Source organism: Microbulbifer sp. TB1203 (genome assembly GCF_030997045.1).
Classification (GTDB): domain Bacteria; phylum Pseudomonadota; class Gammaproteobacteria; order Pseudomonadales; family Cellvibrionaceae; genus Microbulbifer.
Genome location: NZ_CP116899.1, coordinates 3,203,854 through 3,229,435, shown reverse-complemented (window position 1 = coordinate 3,229,435; position 25,582 = coordinate 3,203,854). Strand labels below are relative to the sequence as shown.

Sequence of the window (25,582 nt, the reverse complement as noted above, 5' to 3'; positions counted from 1 at the left end):
AGTGCTTAAAATTTGCGCGCTTCAGCCATTTGCAAACAGCCGCCTATGATACAGCACGCCCCAGCCGCCAGTGAAATCGTTGCCCGCGAGGCAGTCCCCGCGGGACGGCAGCGGCGTTGGCAGGAGGAGCTGGCGGACCTGCTCACCGATCCCCGCGAATTGATCGAACTGCTGGAACTGGACCCGGCGCAGCTGCCGGCGGCACTCGCCGCGGGCGGCGACTTCTCCCTGCGTATCCCCAGGCCCTACCTCAAGCGTATACGCCCCGGCGATCCCCGCGACCCGCTGTTGTTACAGGTGTTGCCCGCCGCCGCGGAGCTGGAGGCGAGCCCCGGCTACAGCGCCGATCCGCTGCGCGAGGCCGAGGCCAACCCGCGGCCCGGTGTGGTGCACAAGTATCGCGGCCGCCTGCTGCTGATCGCCGCCGGCCAGTGCGCGGTGAACTGCCGCTACTGCTTTCGCCGCCAGTTTCCCTACGGCGACAACCACCTCAGCCGCACCCAGTGGGTGGAAGCGCTGGACTATATCCGCTCACAGGCGGATCTGCGCGAGGTGATTCTGAGCGGCGGCGATCCGCTGGTGCTGAGCGACCGCCAACTGCGGTGGCTGAGCGGCGAACTGGCGGCGATTCCGCAGTTGGACAAGCTGCGGCTGCACAGCCGCCTGCCGATAGTGGTGCCGGCGCGGATCACCGATCAACTGATCGACTGGTTCACCGGTTCACGGCTCAAGCCGGTGCTGGTGCTGCACTGCAACCACGCCAACGAGATAGACGGCGAGGTCCGCAGCGCCCTGCAAAAATTGCGTGATGCCGGAGTCACCCTGCTCAATCAGGCGGTACTGCTGCGAGGGGTAAACGACAGCGCCGAGGCGCTGGAAGACCTGAGCGAGGCGCTCTTCACCGCCGGTGTGCTGCCTTACTACCTGCACCAGCTCGACCGGGTTCAGGGGGCGGCGCACTTCGAGGTGTGTGACGCCCGCGCGCGGGAACTGGTGGAACAGCTGCGCCGGCGGTTGCCCGGCTACCTGGTGCCGCGACTGGTGCGGGAAATCCCCGGGGAAGCATCCAAGACGCCGCTCTGAAAGCCTGTTTGGAGTCTCGCGCTGAGGTTTCCGGGCGGGGCTGGGCCTCTTCCCAAGTCTCAGTTTGCGAAGACTTCAACAGGCTCCTAATCATTGGCCTTCCCATTTGCTTCGAATAGTGTGACGCGGTTGCCACTCCCGCCTTGTAAGTCCCAGTCGCGCAGCAATAAACTAGCGGGCTCGCCTGACGCGACGGTAGTTAACAAGAGCAAATAATGAGCAGCAACGACACCATTCGACTTTTATTGATCCACGATACCCCCACCGAAGCCCAAAGATTGGTGAGCATGCTGCACAACGCCGGTCGTCCCAACCGCGCGCAACACGTGGCCAGCGAGGCCGCGCTGACCAAGCTGCTGCAGGACAAAGCCTGGGACCTGCTGATCGCCGCGGAAAACAGCCAACAGCTGCCTCCCGCAGTTGCGCTGCGCACCATCAGCAAACTGCAGAAAGACGTGCCGGTGCTGCTGCTTACCGAGCGCAGCGGCGCGCAACCGGCGGTGGAGGGGCTGAAACTCGGCGCCCGCGATGTCATAACCGTGGACGAGGACCAGCACCTGCTGCTGGTGATCCAGCGCGAACTCACCGCGCTCGCCAACCGCCGCGTGGCGCGCCTGCACGACCAGCGTTACCACGCCACCCTTCAACGCGCCAAGGAACTGCTGGACAGCTCCAAGGACGCCATTGCCTATGTGTCCGACGGCCTGATCGTCTACGCCAACGACTCCTTTGCCGAGCGCTTTGGCTACCGCAGCAACGAGGATGTGGAGTACCAGCCGCTGATCGATATGCTCACGGCGGGCGAACAGGAAGCCGGGCGGGAATTTCTCAAGCAATGCGCCATCGACAACAACGAAGTCGAGGCCCGCGAGTGGAAATTCACCGCCAAGACCGCTTCCGGCAGCCCGCTGCCCACCCGCGCCCAGGTGCTCTCCACCGTGTACGACGACGAGCGCTGCCTGCAGGTGCGCATCGCCTCGCGCAGCGGCGACACCGAGGAGCTGGAGGCCCAGCTCAGCGACATCAAGAACCGCGATCCGCTCACCGGCCTCTACAACCGCCAGCACTTCGTGCAACTGCTCAATTCCGCCATTAAATCCACCGCGGGCACCCAGCGCACCGGCGGCCTGATCTATATCGAGGTGGACGGCTTCGAAGAGACAGTACAGAAAGTGGTGGGGGTGGCGGGCGCCGACGCGCTGCAGAAAAATATGGCCGAGCTGCTGCAATCCAGCCTGCGCCGCGGCGACATGATCGCCCGCTACGGGGACGAGAGCTTCTGCCTGCTGATACCGGAAACCACCCCGGACAGCGCCGAGCACCGCACCCGCGAGTTGCTGAAAAAAATCTCCGACACCATCTTCGACGCCGCCGGCAAGACTCTGCAGATCACCGCTTCGGTGGGTATCTCGCTGCTTAGCGAGGCGTCCGGCAATGCACAGAAAGTACTCGACCAGGCATTGCACGCCCATAAGCAGGCGCTGCAGAAAAACCCCAAGGGCAATGGCTTCGCCCTCTACGAACCGGACGCCGGCAAGGAGGGCGACGCCGACACCTACCACCGCGCCCGGGTGGTACAGGCGCTGGAGGCGGGCAAGCTGAAGCTGTTATACCAGCCGATCCTCAGCCTGCAGGGCAGTGGCGAGCAGATTTACGAAGTGCTGGTGCGCCTGGTGGACGGCAAGGACCAGTTGGCGCCGGTGGCTTTCCTCGAGGCCCTCGGCGACGCCGGCCTCTCCACCAAAATGGACCGCTGGGTGACCCTCACCGCGATCAAGTCCGCCGCCGCCCAGCGCGCTAAGGGTAACGAAGTGTCGCTGCTGTTGCATATCACCGCCGCCTCGCTTCTGGACAGCGGCCTGCCGGCCTGGTTGGCGGTGGCCTTCAAGGCCGCCAAAGTGCCCCCAAAGGCAGTGACCTTCCAGTTGCGCCAGGAGGATATCAACAGCAACCTGCACGCCGCGCGGGACTTCACCAAACAGGTACAGGACCTGGGCTGCCGCGTGGCCGTGTGCCACTTCGGCACCGGTCTCAACCCCTTCAAGGCCCTGGAGCACGTCAAGGTGGATCTCGCCAAGGTGGACCCTTCCTTCGTGCGCGAGGTGCAGGACGAGGGTGAGAGCAGCGAAACCTTGGCCAACCTGGTCAAGCAGCTGAGCGAGGCCAACACCAAGGTGATAGTGCCGCACATCGAACAGGCCAGCATGCTGCCCACCCTGTGGCAGACCGGCACCGACTATATCCAGGGCTACTATGTCCAGGCGCCCGGCGAGGCGATGGACTTCGATTTCAGCCTGGATTGAATCTCGAGGGGCGAACACAGGATTCGCCCCTAATAAGCTTCGTGCTACTCCCTCCCTGTAGGAGCGGCCCATGGCCGCGATCGGCTTCAACGCCTTGTAGTTAAGGATGGGCGGTCCTGCCACCAGGGGTCTTTTGCGAGACACGGGCTGGGTGCCCCCCCTTAAATACATCCCTGACAGATTTTTGCTCCTGCAAAATCTGCACTTCCGCCATCCATGGCGGTCGTACGCTCGTAATCGGCATCCATGCCTCATACGGTCCCGCAAAAGACCCCTGGTAGCAGGACCTTCTCATCGAGGCCATTTTTCTTAGCTGGTATCGCAGCCAACGGCCGCTCCTACAGGGCACCTTTCCGCATTGGTTCTGCTCCCGGCTGATTTGTCCCCGTTGCTCCTGTATCCTGTGTCGCGTTTCAATAAGCAGAATATTTCTGGAGCCAATCCATGCTGCCCCGCTTACTCTGTACCAGTTTTCTTTTCGGCGCCCTCGCCCTCGGCGGCTGCGCAAAATCTGAACCCGAACCAAAGGATGAAAGCGCCGCGCCGCAGGCCGAAGCCCCTGCGGCCGACTCCGCCGATAAGGCCGCTGCAGACAAAAAGGCCCCGAAATCCGGCGTGGACTACCATTCCTTCGCCAACACCGACGACTACCGCATCAAGCACCTGGACCTGGATCTCACCGTGGATTTTTCCCGCAAGGTGCTGGAAGGTGAAGCCCGGCTGAAAATCAAGCGGCTCACAAAAAAGAACCCGCCGCTGGTGCTGGATACCCGGGACCTCACTATCGAATCCGTCGAGGCCGGCCACGGCGAGCGGCTGGAACCGGTGAAATTTTCCCTGGGTGAAAAGGACGATCACCTGGGCACGCCGCTGTCGATCAAATTGCCGAAAAATGCCACCGCCGTGGCCATCCGCTACCGCACCTCGCCGAATGCCTCCGGTGTGCAGTGGCTGGAGCCGCAGCAGACCGCGGGCAAGAAACATCCCTTCCTGTTCACCCAGGCCCAGGCGATCCACGCGCGCAGCTTTGTGCCGTTGCAGGACTCCCCCAAGGTGCGCATGACCTACAACGCCATTATCCGCACGCCGAAAGAATTGCGCGCGGTGATGAGCGCGGACAACGATCCGGAGACGGAGAAAGACGGCGTTTACGAATTTGAAATGCCGCAGCCGATCCCCTCCTACCTGCTGGCGCTGGCGGTGGGCGACCTGGAATTCAAGTCCATGGGCGAGCGCACCGGCGTCTACGCCGAGCCGGCGCTGCTCGACGCCGCCGCTGAGGAGTTTGAGGACACCGAGTCCATGCTCGAGGCCACCGAGCAGGTCTATGGCCCCTACCGCTGGGACCGCTACGACTTGCTGATCCTGCCGCCGAGTTTTCCCTTCGGCGGCATGGAGAACCCGCGCCTGAGTTTTATCACGCCCACGGTGATCGCCGGTGACAAGAGCCTGGTGGCGCTGATCGCCCACGAGCTGGCCCACTCCTGGTCCGGTAACCTGGTCACCAACGCCAGCTGGCGCGACCTGTGGCTGAACGAGGGCTTCACCACCTACCTCACCAACCGCATCATGCAGAATATCTACGGCGACCAGCGCTACCGCATGGAAATGGCGCTGGGCTACGACGACCTGCAGGCGGACCTGGCGGACAGGGAGGACCGCGACGAGATTATGGCCATCGACCTGCGCGGCCGCGATCCGGACGAGGTCTTCTCCAATATCCCCTACGAAAAGGGCTCCCTGTTCCTGTTCGAACTGGAACAGAAAATCGGCCGCGAGAATTTCGACCAGTTCTTGCTGGACTACTTCAACCACTTTGCCTTCCAGAGCATCACCACGGAAGATTTCGTGGATTACCTGAACCAGACGCTGCTGAAGCAATATCCGGACAAGCTGGATGCGGAGCGGATTCACGAGTGGATCTATGAGCCGGGCATTCCGGAAGGCGCGCCGCATCCGCAATCGGATGCCTTCAGCAAAATCGATCCGCTGCGCCAGCAGTGGCTGGACGGCGAGATTTCAGCGAAGGATATCGACACCAGCGGCTGGACCTACCACCAGTGGAAATATTTCCTCGACGGCATGCCGGAAAAACTGAGCGAAGCGCAACTGAAAGAACTGGACAGCACCTTCGAACTGACCGAATCGAAAAACAACGAAGTTGCCTTCAGCTGGCTGATGATTGCGGTGCACAACCAGTACAAGCCCGCCTACGGGCGCCTGGAGAATTTCCTCACCACCATCGGCCGCAACAAGTTCCTGCGCCCGCTGTACAGCGAGCTGGTGGAGACCGGCCAGGGAGACCTGGCCAAGCGCATTTTTGAAAATGCCAAGGCCGGCTATCACCCGCTGACGGTGAAGGTGAACAGCAAGGTTATCTACGGCGACGACGGCGAGTAACTAACCCCTCTCCCCAGCCCCTCTCCCCGCGGAGGAGGGGGGCTCTGTGCTCCCCGGGAGCGGGGTTGGGAGGGATTGGGGGGAGGGCTGCTCCACCAGACAAACCCTTCCAAATGTAAATTTTTGTAAAATCCACCCCCCCCCATTCCGCTGCTGCGGGCATGGGAGTATGCACTGGCAACGGAAATTGAATTTGCAGTAAAGTGCGCATGCACAAGGCCGCCATATGGAGATCAGGACGGTGCACTATCTATCTTTTTCGGTTCTGCTGCTGGCGCTGATCGTCGCCGGCTGCAATAACAAGGTTTGTGACGACGAGCGCGGCAAACCTGCGCCCATACCTTTTCCCCACGCCGGCGTCACACAGGGCTGAGTTCAGAAACCCCAGGGAAAGGTATCCGGTGGTGCCGCCTCCGCGGATGTCTTCACATGCAGCGGGTGCAGCGCCCGGGTTTCCTCCAGATATAAAAAAGCGTCGTAGCGGCGCGCCAGTTCGGTGGGCACATAGTTGAACCGCTCGTACTCCGGGTTGTACACGACGCCGACGGCGCGGTGTCCGCGGGCCTGCAAAAAATCATCCCGCTCCCCGGTCTCGTCCAGCAAAAAGAGCCCGTCGTCGCCCAGTGCCTCGTGCATGGCGCCTTCCCAGGAGTGCGCGGGAGCTTCCGGCAGCGGCATTTTCTGCTGCTGGCTGCCCCAGGCTCTGCCGGCGATCACGCTGCCCCGGTGACAGCCGAAGCCCACCAGACGCACCCGTCCGGAGCCCCACTCCTCACGCGCCAGTTGGCCGATGTTGTACATCCCCTCGTGCCGCATGTCGGTGGCGCGGGCGTCGCCGACATGGGTGTTGTGGGCCCATACGATGCCCTTGCTGTCCGGCCCGTGGTGCTGCATCAGGCGGTTCAGGGTTTCCATCATATGGGTATCGCGCAGGTTCCAGGAGCCGGGGCCGCCGAGCACCATGGTGCGGTAGTAGCGCTCCGCGTTCACCATCACGTGGGCGTTCTGCTCGGTGTCGAAGTCGCCCTCGGGGTCCGTATCGAAACGCGGGCGGCGGTGCGCCAGTCGCAGCAGCAGGCGGACCACCTCATCCGCGCAATCCTGGTGCGTTGCGGTTGTATGTCGCGCATAGCGCTGCTCGTCGCGCCCGTAGGGCTGGAAACAGTTGAACACCCGCTCTGCCAGGGCCAGTGATTGCGGATCGTTTCGGCGCACGTGACCGATGATCGCCTCCAGGGATTCCCACAGACTGTACACGTCGAGCCCGTAGAAGCCGGCCCCGCGTTCGCGTCCGGTATTGTGGTTGCGCAGCCACTCGGCGAAGGCCACCATCTCCCAGTTGGCCCACATCCACGTGGGCCAGCGATCGAAATCGCGCAGCACCGATTCGGCGTGCTCACCGGCTTGCGGATAGGATTTTACGTAGCGGTTGACGCGGTAGCAGTCGGGCCAGTCGCCTTCCACCGCGACAAAGTCGAACCCGTGCTCCTCGATCAACCATCGACTGATGGCGGCGCGCCAGACATAGAACTCGGAAGTGCCGTGGGAGGCCTCGCCCAGCATCACTATCCGGGCTGAGGCCAGCTTTTCGATCAGGGGGGGCCAGGTCTGCCCGGCCCCGCAGCGGGCGTTGCAGGTCGCGCAGCTGGTCGGGGAAGGGGGCTCTGTCTTTGCTCGATGCTGTCATCAATCCGGCCATGGATGGTGGACAAAAACGGGCGGTGTCTTTGAAAGGATAGTGCTACCACCGCTGCCCCCCCATGCGATGGCCTGGACTCCCCTTTGTAGGAGCGGCCGCTGGCCGCGATCGGCCTGAGCTACGAAGCAAACCCGATCGCGGGCATGGCCCGCTCCTACAGCAACGCCTCTATCTGCCGGTCATTCAGGCCGAACAGGTACAGGGCCGCATCCAGCCCAAAACTGTCGATGGACTGGGGCGCCTCCCGGCGCACCTTGGGCTTGGGGTGAATGGCGATGCCCAGGGCGCCCAACCTGAGCATGGGAATATCATTGGCGCCGTCGCCCACGGCGATCACCCGCTCCAGGGGCAGGTTCAGCTCATCGGCCAGCCGCTGCAGCAGTTCGCGCTTGCGCGCGCCGTCGATAATCGGTTCGATCACGTCGCCGGTCAGCTTGCCGTCGGCGAACTCCAGCTGGTTGGCGTGAACGAAGTCCAGTGGCAGCTTGTTCGCCCGCAGGTAATTGGCGAAATAGGTGAAGCCACCGGAGAGAATCGCGGTTCTGCAGCCCAGTGCGCGCAGGGCAGTCAGCAGCCGCTCGGCCCCCCGCTTGATCGGCAGCCTCGGGGCTATCTCGGCCAGGCGCTGCTCAGAAAAATCCTTTAGCAGAGCCATGCGCTTCCTGAAGCTCTGTTTAAAATCCAGTTCGCCGCGCATCGTCGCCTCGGTGATCGCCGCCACCTGGTCGCCGATACCGAGAATCTTCGCCAGTTCGTCGATTACCTCCGCATCGATCAGGGTGGAGTCCATATCGAAGCCGGCCAGCCCCGGCACCCGCTGGCTGGCGCCGGGCTGCAGCACCAGATCGGCGACCAGCCGCTCCGCCTGTTCCAGGCAGGCGTGTTTCGCCGCTTCGAACTCCAGCTCCGCCTGCAGTTGGAAGCGGATCACTGTGCACCCGGGATGACGCGCCAGGGTGTCGGCGGCGGTCACCTCCCAGCCCTGTTCGGCAAAAAATGCCAGCAGTCGGCGCAATTGCTCCAGGGTGGCGTTGGGGGAGAGCAGTGTGGCGCACCAGGGGGCGGTCACCGGCGCCGGCTCCGCGGGCATGGGGGACAGGGGGCCCGCAGCTGTAGCTGTCTCCATTGGGGGCGGGCCGCTGTACTCCAGACCCAGCCGGGCGTCGCCGCCCCGGTATTCAAGGTAGTGCAGCGGGCCGTCGGCGGCAGTTGTGCGAATTTGCTCCAGGGACAGCTGGAACTCCTGTTGCGTCGGCGCTTCGCCCATAGTGCTGTGTTTCCGCGGCTGGATGAAAAGAAGGCGCGCATTATAGCCCCGGCGTCATTATTCGCTAAAATCCCTGACTTCAATAAATGCCCACGCGGTTTCCCTATGTTTGCCAGCAACCTTCCCGAGTTCCTGTCCCGCCTGCCCGGCCGCACCCGGCAGCAGTTGCTGGCCGGCGGCATCTGGCTGGTGCTGGCACTCTTTTGCAGCGCCGCCCTGGGCCACTACTACGGCCAGCAGAAGGCCGACGCCGCAGAGAGGGACAGAGCCGCGGCGAAGGCGGCTGCGGCCTTCCTGGCACAACAGAGCCTGGAGCGGATCGTCGCCGGAGACCGCATCAGCATGCAACTGCTGGCCCGGCAGCTGTTGGAACTGCCGGCGGTTACCGGCGTCACCGTGGAGGATGTGGAGTCCAACGCGCTGGCCCAGGTCGGCGATACCCACCAGGGGGAAACGGTCAGCGCGCCGGTGGTATTGCACGACAGCCTGGCCGGCAGTGTGACCCTGAACCTGGTGCCCGGCAGCGGCGTAGGTTTTCCCTGGGCCAGCCTGCTGTTGAGCCTGGTGTTCGCGCTGCCGGTCAGCGCCGCCGCGGCCCTGGCCGCGGGCAATTTCCCCTCCCGGCGCCCGCTGCCGGTGGTGCCCGCCAGGCCGGCGCCCGCGCCGGAGCCGGAGGTGACCGTGGGGCTCTACCTGCGCCCGCTGAACTGGGCGCAACTGGGCAACCAGCTGAGCCGCGCGGCACTGGACAAGCTGCAGGGCGACCTGGACCAGCGCCTGCAGCTGTTGCGCCGGATCTACGACGCCCGGCCGCTGCGCCATTCGGGCCCGCAACTGGGGCTGGGTTTCAGCGGCGGGGATGCCGCCTTCCGCGCGGTCTGCTGCGGCCTGCTGTTGCGCGAGCTGCAGCAGGCCAGCCGCGCTGCCGGCCTGCAATTGGCCGCGGCGGTGGTGCCCGCGGAGCCCCGGTTCTGCGACTTCTCCGGCGAGCAACTGCTGAGCCACCCCCGCGGCCTGGCCCTGCACCCGCAGCTGCTGGAGGACGCGGCGCTGCTGAGCCGGGTGGAGTGCCACACCACCAGTTGGGGTGCCGAGGTGACCGGCCTGGTGCCCAGCTACCAAAAACTGCTCGACAGCCAACTGCGCCAGTTGGCCAATACCTGACGCTTTCAATCCGTTTTTCCCCCTGTAGGAGCGGGCCATGCCCGCGATCGACCTGAGCTACGAAGCAAATCCGATCGCGGGCATGGCCCGCTCCTACAGTCGCCGGCAAAAAGTAATGCGACTGGCATCCAGCCCGCGGTCAGTCTCGGCTCTTGCTTTACGTTTACGTCAACGTAACCCTCTGCTAAGCTCCTCCCGCAACCCGAGAGAGCCGATATGAAGACCGAAACCATCGAGCCCGGCAGCTACAGCATTTCCGAATTGGCGCAGGAGTTCGGCATCACCACCCGCGCCATCCGCTTCTACGAGGACAAGGGGCTGCTCAGTCCGGCGCGGCGCGGCCAGGCCCGTGTCTACAGCCCCGAGGATCGAGTCCGGCTGATGCTGATCCTGCGCGGCAAACGGCTGGGCTTCTCCCTGGACGAGAGCCGGGAAATTATCGATATGTACGATCCGGCTCACGGCAATGTGGAGCAGCTGCAGCGGCTGCTCCAGTACATCGAACAGAAGCGCGCGCAGCTGCAACAGCAGCTGCGCGACATCCACAGCCTGATGGAGGAACTGGATCGAGCGGAGGCGCGCGCCCGCGCCGCGCTTTCACCGGACCACCACAAAAACCCTTCCTGAATAGAGCAACTGGCAAACCCTGTTGGAGTCGCTATGAATACCCCCTACCGCACCCTCGATTTCGGCCTCGGCGAGGAGATCGATATGCTGCGCGATATGGTCTACAAGTTCTGCCAGGCGGAACTGGCCCCACGCGCGGCTCAGATCGATGAGGACAACCTGTTTCCCGCGGACATGTGGAAAAAATTTGGTGAGCTGGGCCTGCTGGGCATCACCGTCGAGGAGGAGTTCGGCGGCTCCGACATGGGCTACCTGGCCCACGCCGTGGCTATGGAGGAAATCTCCCGCGCGTCCGCCTCCGTGGGCCTGTCCTACGGTGCCCACTCCAACCTGTGCGTCAACCAGATCCGCAAGAACGGCACCCGCGAGCAGAAGGAAAAATACCTGCCCAAACTCTGCTCCGGAGAACACATCGGCGCCCTGGCGATGAGCGAGCCCAACTCGGGCTCCGACGTGGTCAGCCTGCAGCTGCGCGCGGAGAAAAAAGGGGACCGCTACATCCTCAACGGCAACAAGATGTGGATCACCAACGGCCCGGATGCGCACACCTACGTGATCTACGCGCGCACCGAGCCGGGAGTGGGCTCCGGCGGTATCACCGCGTTTATCGTCGAGCGGGATTTCCCAGGTTTTTCCCAGGCGCAGAAACTCGACAAGCTGGGCATGCGCGGTTCCAACACCTGCGAGCTGGTGTTTGAGGACTGCGAAGTGCCGGAGGAAAGCATCCTCGGCGAACTGAACGGCGGCGTGCGGGTATTGATGAGCGGTCTCGACTACGAGCGCACCATCCTCTCCGGCGGCCCGGTGGGTATTATGCAGGCCTGTCTGGATGCGGTGGTGCCCTACGTCCACGAGCGCAAGCAGTTCGGCCGCGCCATCGGCGAATTCCAGCTGATGCAGGGAAAGGTCGCCGATATGTACGCCGACCTGAACGCCAGCCGCGCCTATCTCTATGCGGTGGCCCGCGCCTGTGACCGGGGTGAGGACTCGCGCAAGGACGCCGCCGCGGTAATCATGTTTACTGCCGAGCGCGCGACACAAATGGCCCTGCAGGCCATCCAGGCTCTGGGCGGCAACGGTTATATCAATGAGTACCCCACCGGCCGCCTGCTGCGCGACGCCAAACTGTACGAGATCGGCGCCGGCACCTCCGAGGTGCGTCGCATGCTGATCGGCCGCGAGCTGTTCAACGAAACCCGCTGAGTCCTGGGACCGCGGAGCCATTTACCTTGGAGCGCTGAAGGCTCCAGCTCCGCACGCGGGCCGGAGGCTCGCCTAATAATGCCAAAATATCTATGAACCAAATACACAGCAAAATTAACCCCCGCGACCCCGCCTTCGCAGAAAACCGCGAACAGATGCAAAAGCTGGTCGCCGACCTGCGGGAAAAAGTCGAAACCATCGCCCGGGGCGGCGGGGAAAATGCGCGGGAAAAGCACCTGGCCCGCGGCAAGCTGCTGCCCCGGGATCGTATTGATGCGCTGCTGGACCCGGGAAGCCCCTTCCTGGAATTCTCGCAACTGGCTGCCTACGAGGTCTACGGCGAGGAAGTGCCGGCCGCGGGGATTATTACCGGCATCGGCACCGTTTCCGGGCAGCCCTGCGTAATCGTCGTCAACGACGCCACGGTGAAAGGCGGCACCTACTATCCGCTCACGGTAAAAAAACACCTGCGCGCGCAGATGATCGCCGAACAGAACAAGCTGCCGTGCATCTACCTGGTGGATTCCGGTGGCGCCAACCTGCCGCGCCAGGACGAAGTGTTCCCGGACCGCGAGCACTTCGGGCGTATCTTCTTCAACCAGGCCAACCTGTCCGCGAAAAATATTCCGCAGATCGCCGTGGTGATGGGCAGCTGCACCGCCGGTGGCGCCTATGTGCCGGCGATGGCGGACGAGTCGATCATGGTGAAAGAGCAGGCGACGATTTTCCTCGCCGGGCCGCCGCTGGTAAAGGCGGCCACCGGCGAGGAAGTCTCCGCGGAGGAACTGGGCGGGGCGGAGGTGCACTGCCGCACTTCCGGGGTGGCGGACCACTACGCCAACAACGACGTGCATGCGCTGGAACTGGCGCGGCGCTCGGTGAGCCGGCTGAATCGCATCAAGAATCCGCAGCTGGATATCCGCCCCCCGGTGGAACCCGCCTATCCGGTCGAGGAACTTTACGGCGTGGTGCCGAAGGACTCCCGTCACCCCTACGATGTGCGCGAAATTATCGCGCGGGTGGTGGACGGCTCCGAATTCGACGAGTTCAAGGCCCTCTACGGTACCACCCTGGTGACTGGCTTCGCACGCATTCACGGCTACCCGGTGGGTATCGTCGCCAACAACGGCATCCTGTTTTCCGAGAGCGCGCAAAAAGGTGCGCACTTTATCGAGCTGTGCGCCCAGCGACAGATTCCGCTGGTATTCCTGCAGAACATCACCGGCTTTATGGTGGGCAAGCAGTACGAGGCCGGCGGCATCGCCAAGCACGGCGCCAAGATGGTGACCGCGGTGGCCACGGCAAAAGTGCCCAAGATCACCGTGCTGATCGGCGGTTCCTTCGGCGCCGGCAATTACGGCATGTGCGGCCGCGCCTACGATCCCAATTTCCTGTTTATGTGGCCAAACGCGCGCATCTCGGTAATGGGCGGCGAACAGGCCGCCGGTGTGCTGGCGCAGGTGAAAAAGGACCAGATGGCCGCCGGCGGAGAATCCTGGAGCGACGAGGAGGAAAAGGCCTTCAGGCGGCCGATCATCGAAGACTACGAACACCAGGGGCACCCCTATTACGCCTCCGCGCGGCTGTGGGACGACGGTGTGATCGACCCGGCGGATACCCGCCGCGTGCTGGGCCTGTGCCTCGCCGCGGCGAGCTACAAAGAGCCGGAAGAAACAAAGTTCGGCGTATTCCGCATGTAGTAGGGTAGGCACCCTGTAGGAGCGGCCTTTGCCGAATAGAAACACTGATCGCGGCCATGGGCCGCTCCTACAAAAAACGACTAACAGGCGCCGAAGGCTAAGGAATTGAATATGAGCGACAAGCTGCTGACCGAAATCGACGAGCGAGGTATCGCCACCGTCACCCTCAACCGCCCGGAGCTGCACAACGCCTTCGACGATGAACTGATCCGCGAGCTGGGCGAGACTTTCGACCGGCTCTCGCAAAACCCCGTTATTCGCGCCCTGGTACTGGCGGCGAACGGCAAGAGCTTTTCCGCCGGCGGCGACCTGAACTGGATGAAGCGGATGGCGGACTATTCCGAAGAGGAAAACCGCCGCGACGCCGCCGCCCTGGCCGCGATGCTGCATAAACTGGACACCTTTCCCGCGCCCACCATCGCGCGGATACAGGGCGCCGCTTTCGGCGGCGGTGTGGGCCTGGTGAGCTGTTGCGATATTGCCGTGGCGAGCGAGCGCGCCAGTTTCTGCCTGTCCGAGGTGAAAATCGGCCTGCTGCCGGCCACGATCAGTCCCTACGTGATCAACGCCGTCGGCACCCGCCAGGCGCGGCGCTACTTTGTCACCGCGGAACGCTTTTCCGCCGAACGCGCGCGGGAGATCGGCCTGGTATCGGAAGTCTGCGCCGAGAATGAACTGGACTCCACCGTGCAAAATCTCGCGGACACCATTGCCGCCAATGGCCCCCGCGCAGTGGCCATGGCCAAGCAACTGGCGATGTCCATGTCCAACCGGGTGATCAACGAGGAGCTGCAGGGGCAGACCAGCGCGCTGATCGCCGCGGTACGGGTTTCTCCGGAGGGGCAGGAAGGGCTCGGCGCTTTTCTCGAAAAACGTGCGCCCAACTGGCAAATTAAGAAACAGTGAGTCCGATGCGAAGGGCCTGATGCCGGGAACTGTTTGCGGGACTGTCTGCGAGAGGGACCTCGCGGACAAGCCTACAGGGATGTATTCACGGCGTGTCCCGCAAACAGTTCCCGGCAGCAGGGCCGCCACCGCGCTTGATCTCAGCACCATTCAACTTGTACTGATTTTATGATTCGCAAACTACTGATAGCCAACCGCGGCGAAATCGCCTGCCGCATTATCAAAACCGCCCGCCGCCTGGGCGTGGCAACCGTCGCTGTCTATTCCGATGCGGACGCCGACGCACTGCACGTGCAGCTGGCGGACGAGGCGGTGCGCCTGGGACCGGCGCCGGCGAAGGACTCTTACCTGGACATCTCCAAGGTGTTGGATGCGGCGGCGCAGACCGGCGCCGATGCCATTCATCCGGGCTACGGTTTCCTGTCGGAAAACGCCGAATTTTGCCGAGCCTGCGACAGTGCCGGCATTGTCTTCGTGGGGCCGCCGGCCGGCGCAATCGAGGCCATGGGTTCGAAGTCCGCTGCCAAGCGGATTATGGAGGACGCGGGGGTACCCCTGGTGCCTGGCTACCACGGCACCAACCAGAACCCCGGTATTCTCGAGGGTCACGCCCAGCGCATCGGCTACCCGGTACTGCTGAAAGCGGCCGCCGGCGGTGGTGGTAAGGGGATGCGCCGGGTGGACCGGGCGGAGGATTTCCATTCGGCGCTGGAGGCCGCCAAGCGCGAGGCGCTAAACGCCTTCGGCGACGACCTGATGCTGCTGGAGCGCTACGTGGTGAGTCCCCGCCACGTGGAGATCCAGGTGTTCTGCGACCAGAAGGGCGGCGGCATCTACCTGTTCGAGCGCGACTGCTCGGTGCAGCGCCGCCACCAGAAAGTGGTGGAGGAAGCGCCCGCGCCGGGCATGACCGAAGAGCTGCGCGCGCGCATGGGCGAGGCGGCGCTGCGCGCGGCCCACGCCATCGGTTACGTGGGTGCGGGTACGGTGGAATTCCTGCTGGATGCCAGCGGCGCTTTCTACTTTATGGAAATGAATACCCGTTTGCAGGTGGAGCACCCGGTCACCGAAATGATCACCGGCCAGGATCTGGTGGCCTGGCAGCTGGCAGTGGCCGCCGGTGACCCCCTGCCGCTGGAGCAGGAGGACCTGCATATCCTCGGCCACGCGATGGAAGTGCGCATCTACGCCGAGGACCCGGACAACGACTTCCTGCCCGCCACCGGCAAACTGGTCCGACACCGGCCGCCGAAAGAATCCGAGTCGGTGCGTGTGGACACCGGTGTGCAGAGCGGCGACGAAATCGGCGTGCACTACGACCCGATGATCGCCAAGCTGATCTGCCACGGGCGCAGCCGCCGCGAGGCGCTGGCGAAACTGGACCGCGCGCTGCAGGAATACCAGATCGCCGGTGTGCGTCACAATATCGAATTCCTGCGCCGGGTGATCAACCACCGGGAATTTGCCGGGGGCCGGGTGTCCACACATTTTATCGAGGACTTTGAGGCGGAAATCCTGGGACAGGAGCCCCAGCTGACGCCGTTGAATTGCGCCGCCATCGCCGCCTGCCTGAGCGACCGGGAGCGCCGCGACCTGCGCGCCGCCGCACCGAAGGCGGATGAACACTCCCCCTGGCACGGCGGCGACAACTGGCGCTGCAACCTGGCCAGTGCGCGCAGCCACAATATCGAGTACCACGGCCGGCAGGTGCAACTCAGCTTCCGTCAAAGCGGCGAGCAGCTGCACTGGCAGTGCGGAGACATGCAGGGGGAAATCCGCCCGCTCCCCGGCCGGGAAATCGCGCTGGTGGACGGGCGCCGGATGAACTATTCCTGCGTGCAGACGCGGGATGGCGGCTCGGTTTTTATCGATGGCACCCAGGTGGAGTTCAGCCTGCTGCCACCGGAGCTGGGCGAGGGCGGCGACCGCGCCCAGGGCCTGGATGCACCCATGAACGGCACTATCGTCACCCTGCTGGTGGAGCCGGGCGCGCGGGTGGAAAAAGACCAGCCACTGCTGGTGCTGGAAGCCATGAAAATGGAGCACACGCTGCGCGCCCCGGCCGACGGCACCGTACGGGAGTTTTTCTGTGCCGAGGGCGAACTGGTGGATGGCGGAAGTCTGCTGATTGACTTCGCGGAGGAATAACGGCGCCTCGGATTGGCCGCCGTAGGGTGCGCCGTGCGCACCGTTGTGAGGCTGAGGCGGAGCCGGACCTTTTTCGGTGCGCACGGCGCACCCTACCTTCGCAATGAAAAGAGATACTGCAAATATGAGTCTCCCGAATAAGGTGAAAATGGTGGAGGTGGGCCCCCGCGACGGCCTTCAGAACGAAAAGCGGGAAATTTCCATCGACACCCGCATCGCACTGATCGACAAACTCAGCGACAGCGGGCTGCAGTTTATCGAGGCGGGCAGCTTCGTCAGCCCCAAGTGGGTGCCGCAGATGGCCGCCAGCGAAGAGGTGCTGGCGGGTATCCGCCGCGCCACCGGTGTCTGCTACAGCGCACTGACCCCCAATTTGAAGGGCTACGAGCGCGCCCTGGAGGCGAAGGCGGACGAGGTGGCCGTATTCGGTGCCGCCTCGGAAACCTTCACGCAGAAAAACATCAACTGCTCCATTGCCGAGAGCCTGGAACGCTTCCGCCCACTGCTGGATCGTGCAAAGGCGGACGGCATTCCGGTGCGCGGCTACGTGTCCTGTGTGCTCGGCTGTCCCTATGAGGGGGAAATCGACCCGGCGAAGGTCGCGGAGGTCAGCCTGGCGCTGTACGAAATGGGTTGCTACGAGATCTCCCTCGGCGACACCATCGGCGTGGGCACGCCGGAGGCGGCCAAGCGCATGATCGAAACCGTCGCCGCGCGGCTGCCGCTGGAAAAGCTCGCGGTGCATTTCCACGATACCTACGGACAGGCCCTGGCGAATATCTACGCTGTGCTGCAACTGGGGGTGGCAGTGGTGGATTCCGCGGTGGCAGGCCTCGGCGGCTGCCCCTATGCCAAGGGCGCCTCCGGCAATGTGGCCAGCGAGGATGTGCTGTACTTGCTGAGCGGTCTGGGGATCGAGACGGGGGTGGATCTGCGCCGGCTGGCGGAGGCTGGCAACTTCATCTCCGCCGAACTGGGCCGCGAGACCAATTCCCGCGTGGCAAAGGCCCTCGCCGCAGCCTGAGTGGTTGCTGTAGGAGCGGGGGGGCGGCCATCCGCCCATGCCCGCGATCGAGCTACCTGGGTACACCTGGGCTCCGATCGCGGGCATGGCCCGCTCCCACAGGGATATCCCATTTCGGGATTGACCTTCTGAACGTCGATTACCGTCACCACCTCCCCCGGAATTTGCTAACATCGACGGAAATTTCCAAATTCCGATGCCCCAATGAAGCTACTGCGCACTGTTTTGATTTCCCTTTCCGTCCTGCTGGTCGCCACTGCCCTGGCGGCCCCTGGAGTTATCGGGCCCAAGGTGGAGGAGGTGTGGAAACAGCAACTCGGCCGGCTGCGCGGCGGCGAGGCAGGGCCCTACCAGCGCGGCTGGTTCGGTGCCGAGACCAACACCGACCTGGCGACGGAGGAGGGCAACACCCGGCTGCACAGCGAGATACAGCACGGCCCGCTGCTGTTCACCGCTCGCGGCCCGCGCATCGGCTTGGTGTACAGCGAGACTCGCCTGTCCGTGGAGCAGCTGGCACCGGCCCTGCGCGGGCAGCTGGAGCGGTTCTACGGCCGCCTGGATCACAGTCCGCTGGTACTCGAATCCCTGGTGGGAACGGACAACCGCGTAGTGAATTACCTGCGGCTGGAACCCTTTACCCGTAGCGACAGTGGTGGCGAACTGGTATTCGAAGGTGCGGAGCTGCTGGTGAAAACCGACTACAGCGGCTCGCTGTTGACCGGCGTGCTGGAACTCGGGGTGGTTCGCCACTCGATCGGTGGCCGGGAGACCTTCCACCTGGAGCAGGCCCGCGCCGACATTCTCTACACCCCGGGGGGGGACGGAGAAGCGACCGTCACCCTGCCGCTGCTGCGCACCGAATCGGATTCCGGGCCGCTGGAACTGCGGGATATTTCCCTGCAACTGGATATGCAGCCGGTGTCAGCGGGGGCAATTAAACTGGCCTCCACGCTGCAGGTGCCACAGGTTCAGTCGGCCACGCCGGTGACTTCGCTGCAGCAGCAGTTGACCCTGCCACATATTTCCTGGGCCGATTTGGGCCACTACTTGAAAGCGCTGGCCACCCCTGCGGCGAAGCGCGACTGGCAGCGGGTATTGGACAGGCCCCTGAAACTGCAACAGCAGCTGTCTGTGGAGTCTGCCAATGGCCCGACGCTGCTGGATGCGGATATCGACTGGCGCGGCCAGCGCTCCGGCGCGCGGGCGGTGGACAGCGGCGGGGGCCCGTGGTGGCTGAGCCCGCTCACCTGCGACCTGACCTTCAGCGCCGCGGAGCAGGCGCTGATGCAATCGCCACTGATCGGCCAGGCCACGGTGCTGCGCCAGTACGGGCTGCTGTTGGAAAATAACGGGGAATTGCAGATGCACCTGCAGGTGGAGCGTGGGCGGCTGCAGGTAAACGGCCAGGAACTGCCGCCGGATCTCTTCCTGCTGGCGCTCACAGGAAAATTCTGACTCAAGTTCCGGGATTCAGTTCCGGCTTTTGCCATCGGCAGGCGCCTCGAACTCGAAACTTGAGTTCTAAGCGGGGTTTTGTAGGGTGCGCCATGCGCACCTGTCGGGCCAGCGCCTGGGCCGGTTCTCTAGTGGTGCGCACCCTGCAAATTCGGATCGCCTGGTCAGTAGGCCGGGCGGTTGTCCGCCAGAACCAGCCAGCCGCGGACCACCCGATAGATCGCCCACACCCAGGCGATGCCTAGGATCAGGAAACCCAGGCCCAGAAGCCACCAGGTCGCCGAGCCGATTATCGTCCACAGCAGCCAGAACCAGAAGGTGCGTATCTGCCAGCGGAAGTGGGACTCCGCCAGGGTGCCGCGTACATCGCCCCGCTTGACGTAGTTGATGATCACCCCGATAAAGAAAGGCACTGCGGTGAACAGGCTGATGGCCTGGATCAGGTAGACCAGGGTGGCGAGATCGCGGCCCGACTGCTCGCGGGACTCGTCGGTGCCGATGGGAAACTGTTGGGGCATGCTCGTTCTCGTTTGATAATGCTCAGGTCCTAGTGTGGTGTAAGGTACTAAATGCGGTTATCAGAGCCCCCCAAAATGTTCACAGCAAGGCGCCGCTCGCAGGGAATGGCTCGCCCTTTTCAAGAGCGGCAACGCGGCTGTGGGCCCTCTCTACCAGGTGAAGAGGGGGGGCTCCCTTCGGGCGGGCCGCATTTAGTACCTTACACCACACTATCATGCGGGCCGGTGTTGCGATTGCAAGCGGCCTTCGCTCCTCCGATCCCCGATTTCTGTCATTTTAGCGCCCACTCACTATGAACGTTTTTCTCACGCCAGGCTTTGAGCTGCTGTATCGATGTGCGCATCAGGTTGAGGACTTCGGTGCGCTGGTGGCGGCAGTATTCCCGCTCGCCGTCCACCGAGAGGCGCGCCACCAGCGCGCGCAGGCGCGCAGCTGCGGCCTCCAGGCCAAGCTCCTCGGCGTTCGCGGCGATGGCCTGGGCCTGCTGCTCGGCATCGAGCCAGTGGCGCCCGGTGAGCGCGCTGGTGAGTGCGGTGGTTTTCTTGGGCAGGGTGGCGATGCGATCGCCGAGCAGCTCGGCAAACGGCAGGTGACCGAGAGTGTCCCGCTGCCGGCATAGAGTCTCTGTGTTGAGCAGGCGCGTGGCACGAGCGCGTTGCTCGCCGGCGGGGCGTGCCCGCCTGTGCCGGGCGGCCCAGGCGAGCAACTGTTGCAACTGGGTTTCCGCCACCGGTCTCGGCACTACGCCGTTGAGGCCTTGATCCCGGTAGCGCTCCCGGTCACCGGGGCGCAGGTTCGCCACCAGGGCGAAAATCGGTAGTTCTTTTCCGGCGCCGCGACGAATTCTGCGCGCCGTTTCCACGCCGTCCATCAGTGGCAGGGTACTGTCCAGCAGTACCAGGTCGAACTTGTCGCGCAGTGCCGCATCAGCGCCGTCGACGCCATTGTTGTGCTGTTGTACCCGGTGGCCGCGCTCCTCCAGGGCGGGGCGCAGAGAATCGTGGTTGCCGCTCTCCACCAGCAGGATCGACAGGCTGTCCGCGGTCTGTTGCGCTGGCATTTTCAGCTCCACCGTTTCCAACTGCTCCATCTGCCGCATTTCCTCCAGGGATTCCAGGGCCGTCTGGGCCTGTCGGCGGGCCGTGTCCACCAGCCGCGCCGTTTCCCCGTCGGTGTTCTGTGCCAGCAGGTTCAGGGTGCCGAGCAGGGTGTCCAGGGGTTGGCGCAGGCGGTGGCCGGTAATGGCGAGCAGGTCGGATTTCTCCTGGCGCAGCTTTTCCTGGCTGTCGCGGGCCTCGCCAAGTTCCCGTTCGCGCGCGGCCAGTTCGCGCCCCCTGGACTGCAACTGGCGGTGGAGCCTGGCATTGCTGGATTGCAGTTCCGCCGCGCGGGCTTCGCCGCTGAACAGAGCATCGCGCAGGCGCAGCCGGAGCAGGAGGGCGATCACTGCAAACACGACGACAGTGAGCCCCAGGCCCAGGGCCCAGAGTATGGAGACTTGCGTGTGCAGAGGCGGAATTGACAGCGGAGCGGCAATGGCCGCGGCGGGCAAAAGAGTAGCGGCGAGCGCGAGACAGGCGGCGCGCGCACCGTAATAGGTAAAGGCACCCTTATGGGTGCGAATGGCCTCGTTCATCCTTGTAACCACTTGTTGTCTATGCGGGTTGAATTCCAGAACCCGAGAACTGTGTATTTGTCGCTAATCCCCTTCCAGTCGTGGGTTGTTTTGATACTGCAAACAGCCGGTGCACTCAAGCTAAATTTGCACCCGAAACCGGGTTTTCGTGGTACGTAAGTACTAACTATTGGCGTGGCGCTCCAATAGTTTACCCCGATGGGCTTGGATTACGGGATTGATAGGATAGTCAGGCCGCTCGGGGCAGCCGCTCGCGCAGTAACTCAAGCATGCGCTCCAAGGGCAGGAACAGGCGGATGCCGTCGCTGTGGGCCAGAAATAATCGAAGTGGGTGCAACCGAGAATCAGTATCTGCACGCCGCTCTTCACCAGCGCCGCGGCCAGATCGTCCAGTGCATGCTGCGGTACGATCATCTCCGGGGTTACTCCGTCCTCGATATCCTCGACGATCTGCAGGTTGCCGATACCGATCACCTTGGCGGTCTCGTTGCGCGCGAGGATCTCCCGCTCGATATTGGCGCAGCTCTGGCAGTTCGCCGCAGCTGCGCAACCAGTCGAGATAAATCCCGTGGGTGGCCCGAGGGTGCCGGGGTGCCCATCTCCCGCTGCGAGCGGTTACCATTCCGGCCAGTATGAAATTCATTGCCTGTCTGGAGTCTGTATGTCCCTGCGCTACGCTGTCCTCACCCTGCTGGATATCGAGCCCGGCAGTGGCTACGACCTCAAACGCCGCTTCGAGCGCAGCATCTCCCACTTCTGGAGCGCCAGTCACCAGCAGATGTACCGGGAGTTGCACAAGCTGCACGCCGAGGGACTGCTGGATTGCACCGAACAAGCCCAGGAGGGCAAGCCGGACAAGAAGATCTACCGCCTGACCGAAAGCGGCAGGAGCGCACTGCGGGAGTGGGTGCAGCGGCCCGCACCCGCACAAAAAATCCGCGAGCCGTTTCTGCTGCAGTTGTTTGCCGGCCACCACCTGACCCGCGGGCAGGCGAGGGATGCGGTGCGGCGCCATTTGGACGAGCACCGCGAACTGTTGCAGGGTTACCTGGAGCAGAATGAAAGGGTAAAGCAGAGCGATCCGCAGCTGCAGAAACGTTTCTGGCTTGCGCACCAGACCCTGCTGCTGGGTATCGAGACGGAAAAGGCCTGGCTGGCGTGGGGGGAGCGACTGTTGGAGGAACTGGAATAGCCCGCTCCGGGAGCGCAGGACTCCAGCTCAGCAAGGCGCTGGAGTCCGCAGGAAATATCAGTCGGTCTGGACTTCTGCCGGGCTTTCCTCCCCGTTCGCAGCGGTTTTCAAATCATCGCTTTCGGCAGCGGGCGCCGGTTCCACTGCGGCTGCCGCTTCCTGCGATGCGTCCGTGGCGCTGTCGCACTGCCAGCCCCAGCTCTGCTGGCTGGCGATAAACTCCTCCGCCTTGCTTTCGCAGAAGCCGGCCTGATTGCTCGCGCTCCACAGGGTCCGGGTCTCCCCGTCCTTGGTGTAGTGCACCTCACAGGGCAGTTCGGCCCCCTGGGGGTAGACCACCTCGATGGTGCGTACATCGCCACCATGGGTGCAACTGGTGGATAGGGGATCGGCGGCGGTTGCCGCGAGTGGCAGGGCTAGTGTCATCAACAACAGTTTCTTCACGGTGCTGTCCTCTTTTTATTGGTGTGAAAGAAATCGTTTGGATTGCGAATGCCGTTTCCGGAAGCGGCCAGCTGAAACTGCCGGCATTCGCTAGGCTGGCCGTTCTGCTCGCTACTCTGGAGTATAACGATGGCAATGCCGTTTATCGTAACACCGATTCGTGAAGAATTTTTGTCTGAAGTCAGGCAGACCGGCCTGGATGATCAAAACCAGCCCGTGAGATACAGGGTCGCCGATGGCGGCGAACCCTGCCGCGATGTGCTGCGACGCGCGCGGCCCGGGGAGCGGATTGTCCTGGCGAGCTATTGCCCCTTCCGACGGCCGGGTCCTTACCGGGAGTACGGTCCTGTCTTCGTATTGGCGCAGCCCGAAGAAAATCAAAATGCAAAAAGGCATTTGCCGCTGCCGTCAGGTGAGGCGGGTGACTACCTGAAAGCCAATACACCAGTGGTATTGCGCGCCTACTGCGCAGAGGAGAGTATCGTGGCGGCAAGATTAGTGCTGCCGGAACAGATAGAGACCGAGCTGGTTACGTTTTTTGCGCGCAGTGAAACCGAGTTTGTCTTGCTGCGCTTTGCCGCCTATGGCTGCTATGCACTGCGTTTCGATCGCGTCCCGGGGCCGAAGGAAACCACGGCCCCAGAGAAAGACTTTTGTTAAAGAGTGATCTTTTCCACCACCAGGCTGCCAATCGAATAGCCCGCGCCGAAGGAACAGATTACCCCGCGATCTCCCGTCTCCAGATCCTCGCTGTAAAGATGAAATGCGATCAGTGAACCGGCGCTGCCAGTATTGGCGTAACGGTCCAGTACTATGGGCGCGCGTTCGGCGCTGGCGTTATCGCCCATCAGTTTTTTCGCGATCAGGTTGTTCATATTGATATTGGCCTGGTGCAGCCAGTAGCACCGGATTGTTTCCGGCTTGCTGCCCGCCCCGCGCAGATGCTCCTCGATATGCGCGGCGGCCATGGGGCAGACCTCCTTGAATACCTTGCGCCCGTTCTGGTGAAACAGCTTGTCGGGGCCGAAGGGGTCCACATCGGCAGCGCGGGCGGTGTAGCCGAAATTGGAACGGATATTGTTCGAGTAGACGGTTTTGGCCCTGGTACTGAGGATTTCCCAGGCGGAGTCCGTGGCGCAGGTCTCGCGCCGCTCCACCACGCTGGCCACCGCGACATCGCCGAAAATAAAGTGGCTGTCGCGATCGGTGAAATCCAACTGCGGAGAGGTCAGCTCCGGGTTGATCACCAGCACCGCGCGCGCGGAGCCGGAGCAGATGGCATCCGCCGCGCGCTGCAGGGAAAAGGTGGCGGAGGAGCAGGCCACTTCCATATCGAAGGCGAAGCCGTCGATACCAAGGGCGCTCTGGATCTCGATGGCGATGGCCGGGTAGGCCCGCTGCAGGTAAGAGGCGCCGACGATCACCGCATCGATGTCTTCGGGTTTTTTGCCGGCTTTATCCAGCGCCATACGCGCGGCGGCAACGCCCATTGCCGCCTGGAGACAGAGTTCGTCGTCGCCGCGCTCCGGCAGGTAGGGGCGCATGCGTTCCGGATCGAGGATGCCCTCGCGGCTCACCACATAGCGGCTCTCGATGCCGGAGGCCTTTTCGATAAATTCCGCCGAGGAGGGCGGCTTGGCGGTCAGGCAACCGGCCTCGATTTCCGCCGCGTGCTCGCGGTTGTATTTCTCCGCGTAGGCGTTGTAGGCGGCTACCAGTTCCTCGTTACTGATCGATTCCGGCGGCGTCCACAGGCCGGTACCGCTGATCACCACGCTGCGCGGCAACTTGGTTTCACTCATGGCTGAACCCTCGGCCCGCCCGCATCCCACTGGCTGCGCGCGAGCAACTATTTATTTAAACGCTAGCAGTGCCGGCCCAGTTGATACGCGGGTACCGGTTTGGCAAAGGGGGGCTATTGTAACCGGGCTGTCTCTTGCGGGCGCCTATGGCATCCAATTTCGCTCCCGGAGGAATTGGGCCGGTCCACGTTTAGAGGGGATAGGGCTCAGGGGGTTCTGGCCAGGGCGAAGGTGCTGACCCGCGCAGCGCCGGCTTCCAGCAGGCAGCGGGCCGCCGCCTCCAGCGTGGCGCCGGTGGTAATTACATCGTCCACCAGACCGATATGCAGGCCGCCCGGCGTCCCGCGCACGCGGAAGCTGTCGCGCAGGTTGCGCAGTCGCTGACCGCGTTTGAGTTGCTGCTGGGTGCCCGTAGCGGTGTGCTTGTGCAGCAGCCGCGGCTTTACCGGGATATTCCACTGGCGGCCGAACTCGCTGGCGAGCAGTTGGGCCTGGTTGTAGCCGCGGGTCAGGTAGCGGCGCCAGTGCAAGGGAATGGGTACCAGCAGGTCCGGTGGATCGACCGGCCGGATATGGGCCGCGGCCAGCAGCGCCAGGCTGTGCCCGGCGGCGAGATCCCGGTGGTATTTGAAGCGCTGGATCAACTGACCCACGGGAAAGGCGTAGTGCCAGGCGGCCCGGGCGGAGGCAAAGGCCGGCGGCTGCTGCAGGCAGTTGGCGCAGGCGTCGGCGGGCTGAGGGAGGGGCAGGGCGCAGCGGCGGCAGGCACTGTGCAGGTAGGGCAGCTCCCCGAGGCAGGGCGCGCAGACTCCGTGGGGCTCCGCCGGGCCGGCGGCGCACAGCACACAGCGGGCCAGCCCGCGGGATAACAGGTGGGACAGGTGTTTGTAAACCATTGGTAGTCACTTTGGTTGACAGAGGTTGGTCCACCGTTACACTGGCGACTTTTAAATGCACCCTGTAGGAGCGGCGGGGCGGATGGCCGCCCCGCCGCTCCTACAAGTCAAAAC

Annotated in this window: 22 protein-coding genes; 14 read left to right on the top strand and 8 right to left on the bottom strand. The window is 63.6% G+C overall.

Annotated features, from left to right (window positions below; genetic code table 11):
• Window positions 1–45 precede the first annotated feature (45 nt).
• From epmB to PP263_RS13530, 4 genes are all read left to right on the top strand, one after another.
• Window positions 46–1,083 carry an EF-P beta-lysylation protein EpmB gene (gene epmB, locus PP263_RS13545; RefSeq protein WP_308364079.1) on the top strand — a complete coding sequence of 346 codons (1,038 nt, stop codon included), beginning with the start codon at window positions 46–48 and terminating at the stop codon, window positions 1,081–1,083.
• 215 nt (window positions 1,084–1,298) lie between these two features.
• Window positions 1,299–3,386 (top strand): EAL domain-containing protein, encoded by a 2,088-nt coding sequence (locus PP263_RS13540; RefSeq protein WP_308364078.1) that lies wholly within the window; start codon window positions 1,299–1,301, stop codon window positions 3,384–3,386.
• A 444-nt stretch (window positions 3,387–3,830) separates the two neighbouring features.
• Window positions 3,831–5,786, top strand: a complete 1,956-nt coding sequence (locus PP263_RS13535; protein WP_308364077.1) for a M1 family metallopeptidase — start codon at window positions 3,831–3,833, stop codon at window positions 5,784–5,786.
• Window positions 5,787–6,027: 241 nt separating this feature from the next.
• Entirely contained in the window at window positions 6,028–6,159 is a 132-nt protein-coding gene (locus PP263_RS13530) for a hypothetical protein (RefSeq protein WP_308364076.1), read from the top strand.
• Between the two features lie 2 nt (window positions 6,160–6,161).
• Here the strand turns inward: PP263_RS13530 and PP263_RS13525 are convergent, their stop codons facing one another.
• Window positions 6,162–7,349 carry an erythromycin esterase family protein gene (locus PP263_RS13525; protein ID WP_308364075.1) on the bottom strand — a complete coding sequence of 396 codons (1,188 nt, stop codon included), beginning with the start codon at window positions 7,347–7,349 and terminating at the stop codon, window positions 6,162–6,164.
• A gap of 290 nt (window positions 7,350–7,639) precedes the next feature.
• A complete protein-coding gene (gene serB / locus PP263_RS13520) occupies window positions 7,640–8,752 on the bottom strand; it encodes a phosphoserine phosphatase SerB (RefSeq protein ID WP_308364074.1) in 1,113 nt (370 codons plus the stop codon).
• A 105-nt stretch (window positions 8,753–8,857) separates the two neighbouring features.
• Here serB and PP263_RS13515 point away from each other — a divergent pair, with 105 nt between their 5' ends.
• From PP263_RS13515 to PP263_RS13480, 8 genes are all read left to right on the top strand, one after another.
• Window positions 8,858–9,916, top strand: a complete 1,059-nt coding sequence (locus PP263_RS13515; protein ID WP_308364073.1) for a hypothetical protein — start codon at window positions 8,858–8,860, stop codon at window positions 9,914–9,916.
• Window positions 9,917–10,132: 216 nt separating this feature from the next.
• Window positions 10,133–10,543, top strand: coding sequence for a MerR family DNA-binding transcriptional regulator (locus tag PP263_RS13510; RefSeq protein ID WP_308364071.1), 411 nt, complete (start codon window positions 10,133–10,135; stop codon window positions 10,541–10,543).
• A gap of 33 nt (window positions 10,544–10,576) precedes the next feature.
• On the top strand, window positions 10,577–11,746 hold the full coding sequence (locus PP263_RS13505; RefSeq protein ID WP_308364070.1) for an isovaleryl-CoA dehydrogenase: 1,170 nt from the start codon (window positions 10,577–10,579) through the stop codon (window positions 11,744–11,746).
• Between the two features lie 92 nt (window positions 11,747–11,838).
• On the top strand, window positions 11,839–13,446 hold the full coding sequence (locus PP263_RS13500) for a carboxyl transferase domain-containing protein (RefSeq protein ID WP_308364069.1): 1,608 nt from the start codon (window positions 11,839–11,841) through the stop codon (window positions 13,444–13,446).
• A gap of 111 nt (window positions 13,447–13,557) precedes the next feature.
• Window positions 13,558–14,352, top strand: coding sequence for an enoyl-CoA hydratase/isomerase family protein (locus tag PP263_RS13495; RefSeq protein ID WP_308364067.1), 795 nt, complete (start codon window positions 13,558–13,560; stop codon window positions 14,350–14,352).
• Window positions 14,353–14,520: 168 nt separating this feature from the next.
• Complete coding sequence (locus PP263_RS13490; protein WP_308364066.1) at window positions 14,521–16,500, top strand: acetyl/propionyl/methylcrotonyl-CoA carboxylase subunit alpha; 1,980 nt, start codon at window positions 14,521–14,523, stop codon at window positions 16,498–16,500.
• Between the two features lie 124 nt (window positions 16,501–16,624).
• On the top strand, window positions 16,625–17,524 hold the full coding sequence (locus PP263_RS13485) for a hydroxymethylglutaryl-CoA lyase (RefSeq protein WP_308364064.1): 900 nt from the start codon (window positions 16,625–16,627) through the stop codon (window positions 17,522–17,524).
• A gap of 204 nt (window positions 17,525–17,728) precedes the next feature.
• A complete protein-coding gene (locus PP263_RS13480) occupies window positions 17,729–18,979 on the top strand; it encodes a DUF945 family protein (protein WP_308364063.1) in 1,251 nt (416 codons plus the stop codon).
• Window positions 18,980–19,143: 164 nt separating this feature from the next.
• Here PP263_RS13480 and PP263_RS13475 read toward each other — a convergent pair whose 3' ends face one another.
• From PP263_RS13475 to PP263_RS13465, 3 genes are all read right to left on the bottom strand, one after another.
• The gene (locus PP263_RS13475; RefSeq protein ID WP_308364062.1) at window positions 19,144–19,497 is read right to left on the bottom strand and encodes a hypothetical protein; all 354 of its coding nucleotides are present in this window, start codon (window positions 19,495–19,497) and stop codon (window positions 19,144–19,146) included.
• Between the two features lie 272 nt (window positions 19,498–19,769).
• The gene (locus PP263_RS13470) at window positions 19,770–21,134 is read right to left on the bottom strand and encodes a response regulator (protein WP_308364061.1); all 1,365 of its coding nucleotides are present in this window, start codon (window positions 21,132–21,134) and stop codon (window positions 19,770–19,772) included.
• A 162-nt stretch (window positions 21,135–21,296) separates the two neighbouring features.
• Window positions 21,297–21,608 (bottom strand): hypothetical protein, encoded by a 312-nt coding sequence (locus PP263_RS13465; RefSeq protein WP_308364060.1) that lies wholly within the window; start codon window positions 21,606–21,608, stop codon window positions 21,297–21,299.
• Window positions 21,609–21,795: 187 nt separating this feature from the next.
• On the opposite strand from PP263_RS13465, the gene PP263_RS13460 reads away from it, so the two are divergent.
• On the top strand, window positions 21,796–22,326 hold the full coding sequence (locus tag PP263_RS13460) for a PadR family transcriptional regulator (RefSeq protein ID WP_308364059.1): 531 nt from the start codon (window positions 21,796–21,798) through the stop codon (window positions 22,324–22,326).
• A gap of 57 nt (window positions 22,327–22,383) precedes the next feature.
• Here PP263_RS13460 and PP263_RS13455 read toward each other — a convergent pair whose 3' ends face one another.
• Window positions 22,384–22,770, bottom strand: a complete 387-nt coding sequence (locus PP263_RS13455) for a hypothetical protein (protein ID WP_308364057.1) — start codon at window positions 22,768–22,770, stop codon at window positions 22,384–22,386.
• Between the two features lie 129 nt (window positions 22,771–22,899).
• Here PP263_RS13455 and PP263_RS13450 point away from each other — a divergent pair, with 129 nt between their 5' ends.
• A complete protein-coding gene (locus PP263_RS13450) occupies window positions 22,900–23,430 on the top strand; it encodes a DUF1203 domain-containing protein (protein WP_308364056.1) in 531 nt (176 codons plus the stop codon).
• Here PP263_RS13450 and PP263_RS13445 read toward each other — a convergent pair.
• A complete protein-coding gene (locus PP263_RS13445) occupies window positions 23,427–24,572 on the bottom strand; it encodes a beta-ketoacyl-ACP synthase III (RefSeq protein WP_308364055.1) in 1,146 nt (381 codons plus the stop codon). The two genes, PP263_RS13450 and PP263_RS13445, sit on opposite strands and share 4 nt — an antisense overlap.
• Window positions 24,573–24,778: 206 nt before the next feature.
• Complete coding sequence (locus PP263_RS13440; RefSeq protein WP_308364054.1) at window positions 24,779–25,468, bottom strand: ComF family protein; 690 nt, start codon at window positions 25,466–25,468, stop codon at window positions 24,779–24,781.
• Window positions 25,469–25,582 lie beyond the last annotated feature (114 nt).

Bases quoted from the DNA above. Each gene is read 5' to 3' on its own strand.
- epmB (WP_308364079.1), top strand. From the start codon at position 46: ATGATACAGCACGCCCCAGCCGCCAGTGAAATCGTTGCCCGCGAGGCA.
- PP263_RS13540 (WP_308364078.1), top strand. From the start codon at position 1,299: ATGAGCAGCAACGACACCATTCGACTTTTATTGATCCACGATACCCCC.
- PP263_RS13535 (WP_308364077.1), top strand. From the start codon at position 3,831: ATGCTGCCCCGCTTACTCTGTACCAGTTTTCTTTTCGGCGCCCTCGCC.
- PP263_RS13525 (WP_308364075.1), bottom strand. From the start codon at position 7,349: ATGCTGGGCGAGGCCTCCCACGGCACTTCCGAGTTCTATGTCTGGCGC.
- serB (WP_308364074.1), bottom strand. From the start codon at position 8,752: ATGGGCGAAGCGCCGACGCAACAGGAGTTCCAGCTGTCCCTGGAGCAA.
- PP263_RS13515 (WP_308364073.1), top strand. From the start codon at position 8,858: ATGTTTGCCAGCAACCTTCCCGAGTTCCTGTCCCGCCTGCCCGGCCGC.
- PP263_RS13510 (WP_308364071.1), top strand. From the start codon at position 10,133: ATGAAGACCGAAACCATCGAGCCCGGCAGCTACAGCATTTCCGAATTG.
- PP263_RS13505 (WP_308364070.1), top strand. From the start codon at position 10,577: ATGAATACCCCCTACCGCACCCTCGATTTCGGCCTCGGCGAGGAGATC.
- PP263_RS13500 (WP_308364069.1), top strand. From the start codon at position 11,839: ATGAACCAAATACACAGCAAAATTAACCCCCGCGACCCCGCCTTCGCA.
- PP263_RS13495 (WP_308364067.1), top strand. From the start codon at position 13,558: ATGAGCGACAAGCTGCTGACCGAAATCGACGAGCGAGGTATCGCCACC.
- PP263_RS13490 (WP_308364066.1), top strand. From the start codon at position 14,521: ATGATTCGCAAACTACTGATAGCCAACCGCGGCGAAATCGCCTGCCGC.
- PP263_RS13485 (WP_308364064.1), top strand. From the start codon at position 16,625: ATGAGTCTCCCGAATAAGGTGAAAATGGTGGAGGTGGGCCCCCGCGAC.
- PP263_RS13480 (WP_308364063.1), top strand. From the start codon at position 17,729: ATGAAGCTACTGCGCACTGTTTTGATTTCCCTTTCCGTCCTGCTGGTC.
- PP263_RS13475 (WP_308364062.1), bottom strand. From the start codon at position 19,497: ATGCCCCAACAGTTTCCCATCGGCACCGACGAGTCCCGCGAGCAGTCG.
- PP263_RS13470 (WP_308364061.1), bottom strand. From the start codon at position 21,134: ATGAACGAGGCCATTCGCACCCATAAGGGTGCCTTTACCTATTACGGT.
- PP263_RS13460 (WP_308364059.1), top strand. From the start codon at position 21,796: ATGTCCCTGCGCTACGCTGTCCTCACCCTGCTGGATATCGAGCCCGGC.
- PP263_RS13450 (WP_308364056.1), top strand. From the start codon at position 22,900: ATGGCAATGCCGTTTATCGTAACACCGATTCGTGAAGAATTTTTGTCT.
- PP263_RS13445 (WP_308364055.1), bottom strand. From the start codon at position 24,572: ATGAGTGAAACCAAGTTGCCGCGCAGCGTGGTGATCAGCGGTACCGGC.
- PP263_RS13440 (WP_308364054.1), bottom strand. From the start codon at position 25,468: ATGGTTTACAAACACCTGTCCCACCTGTTATCCCGCGGGCTGGCCCGC.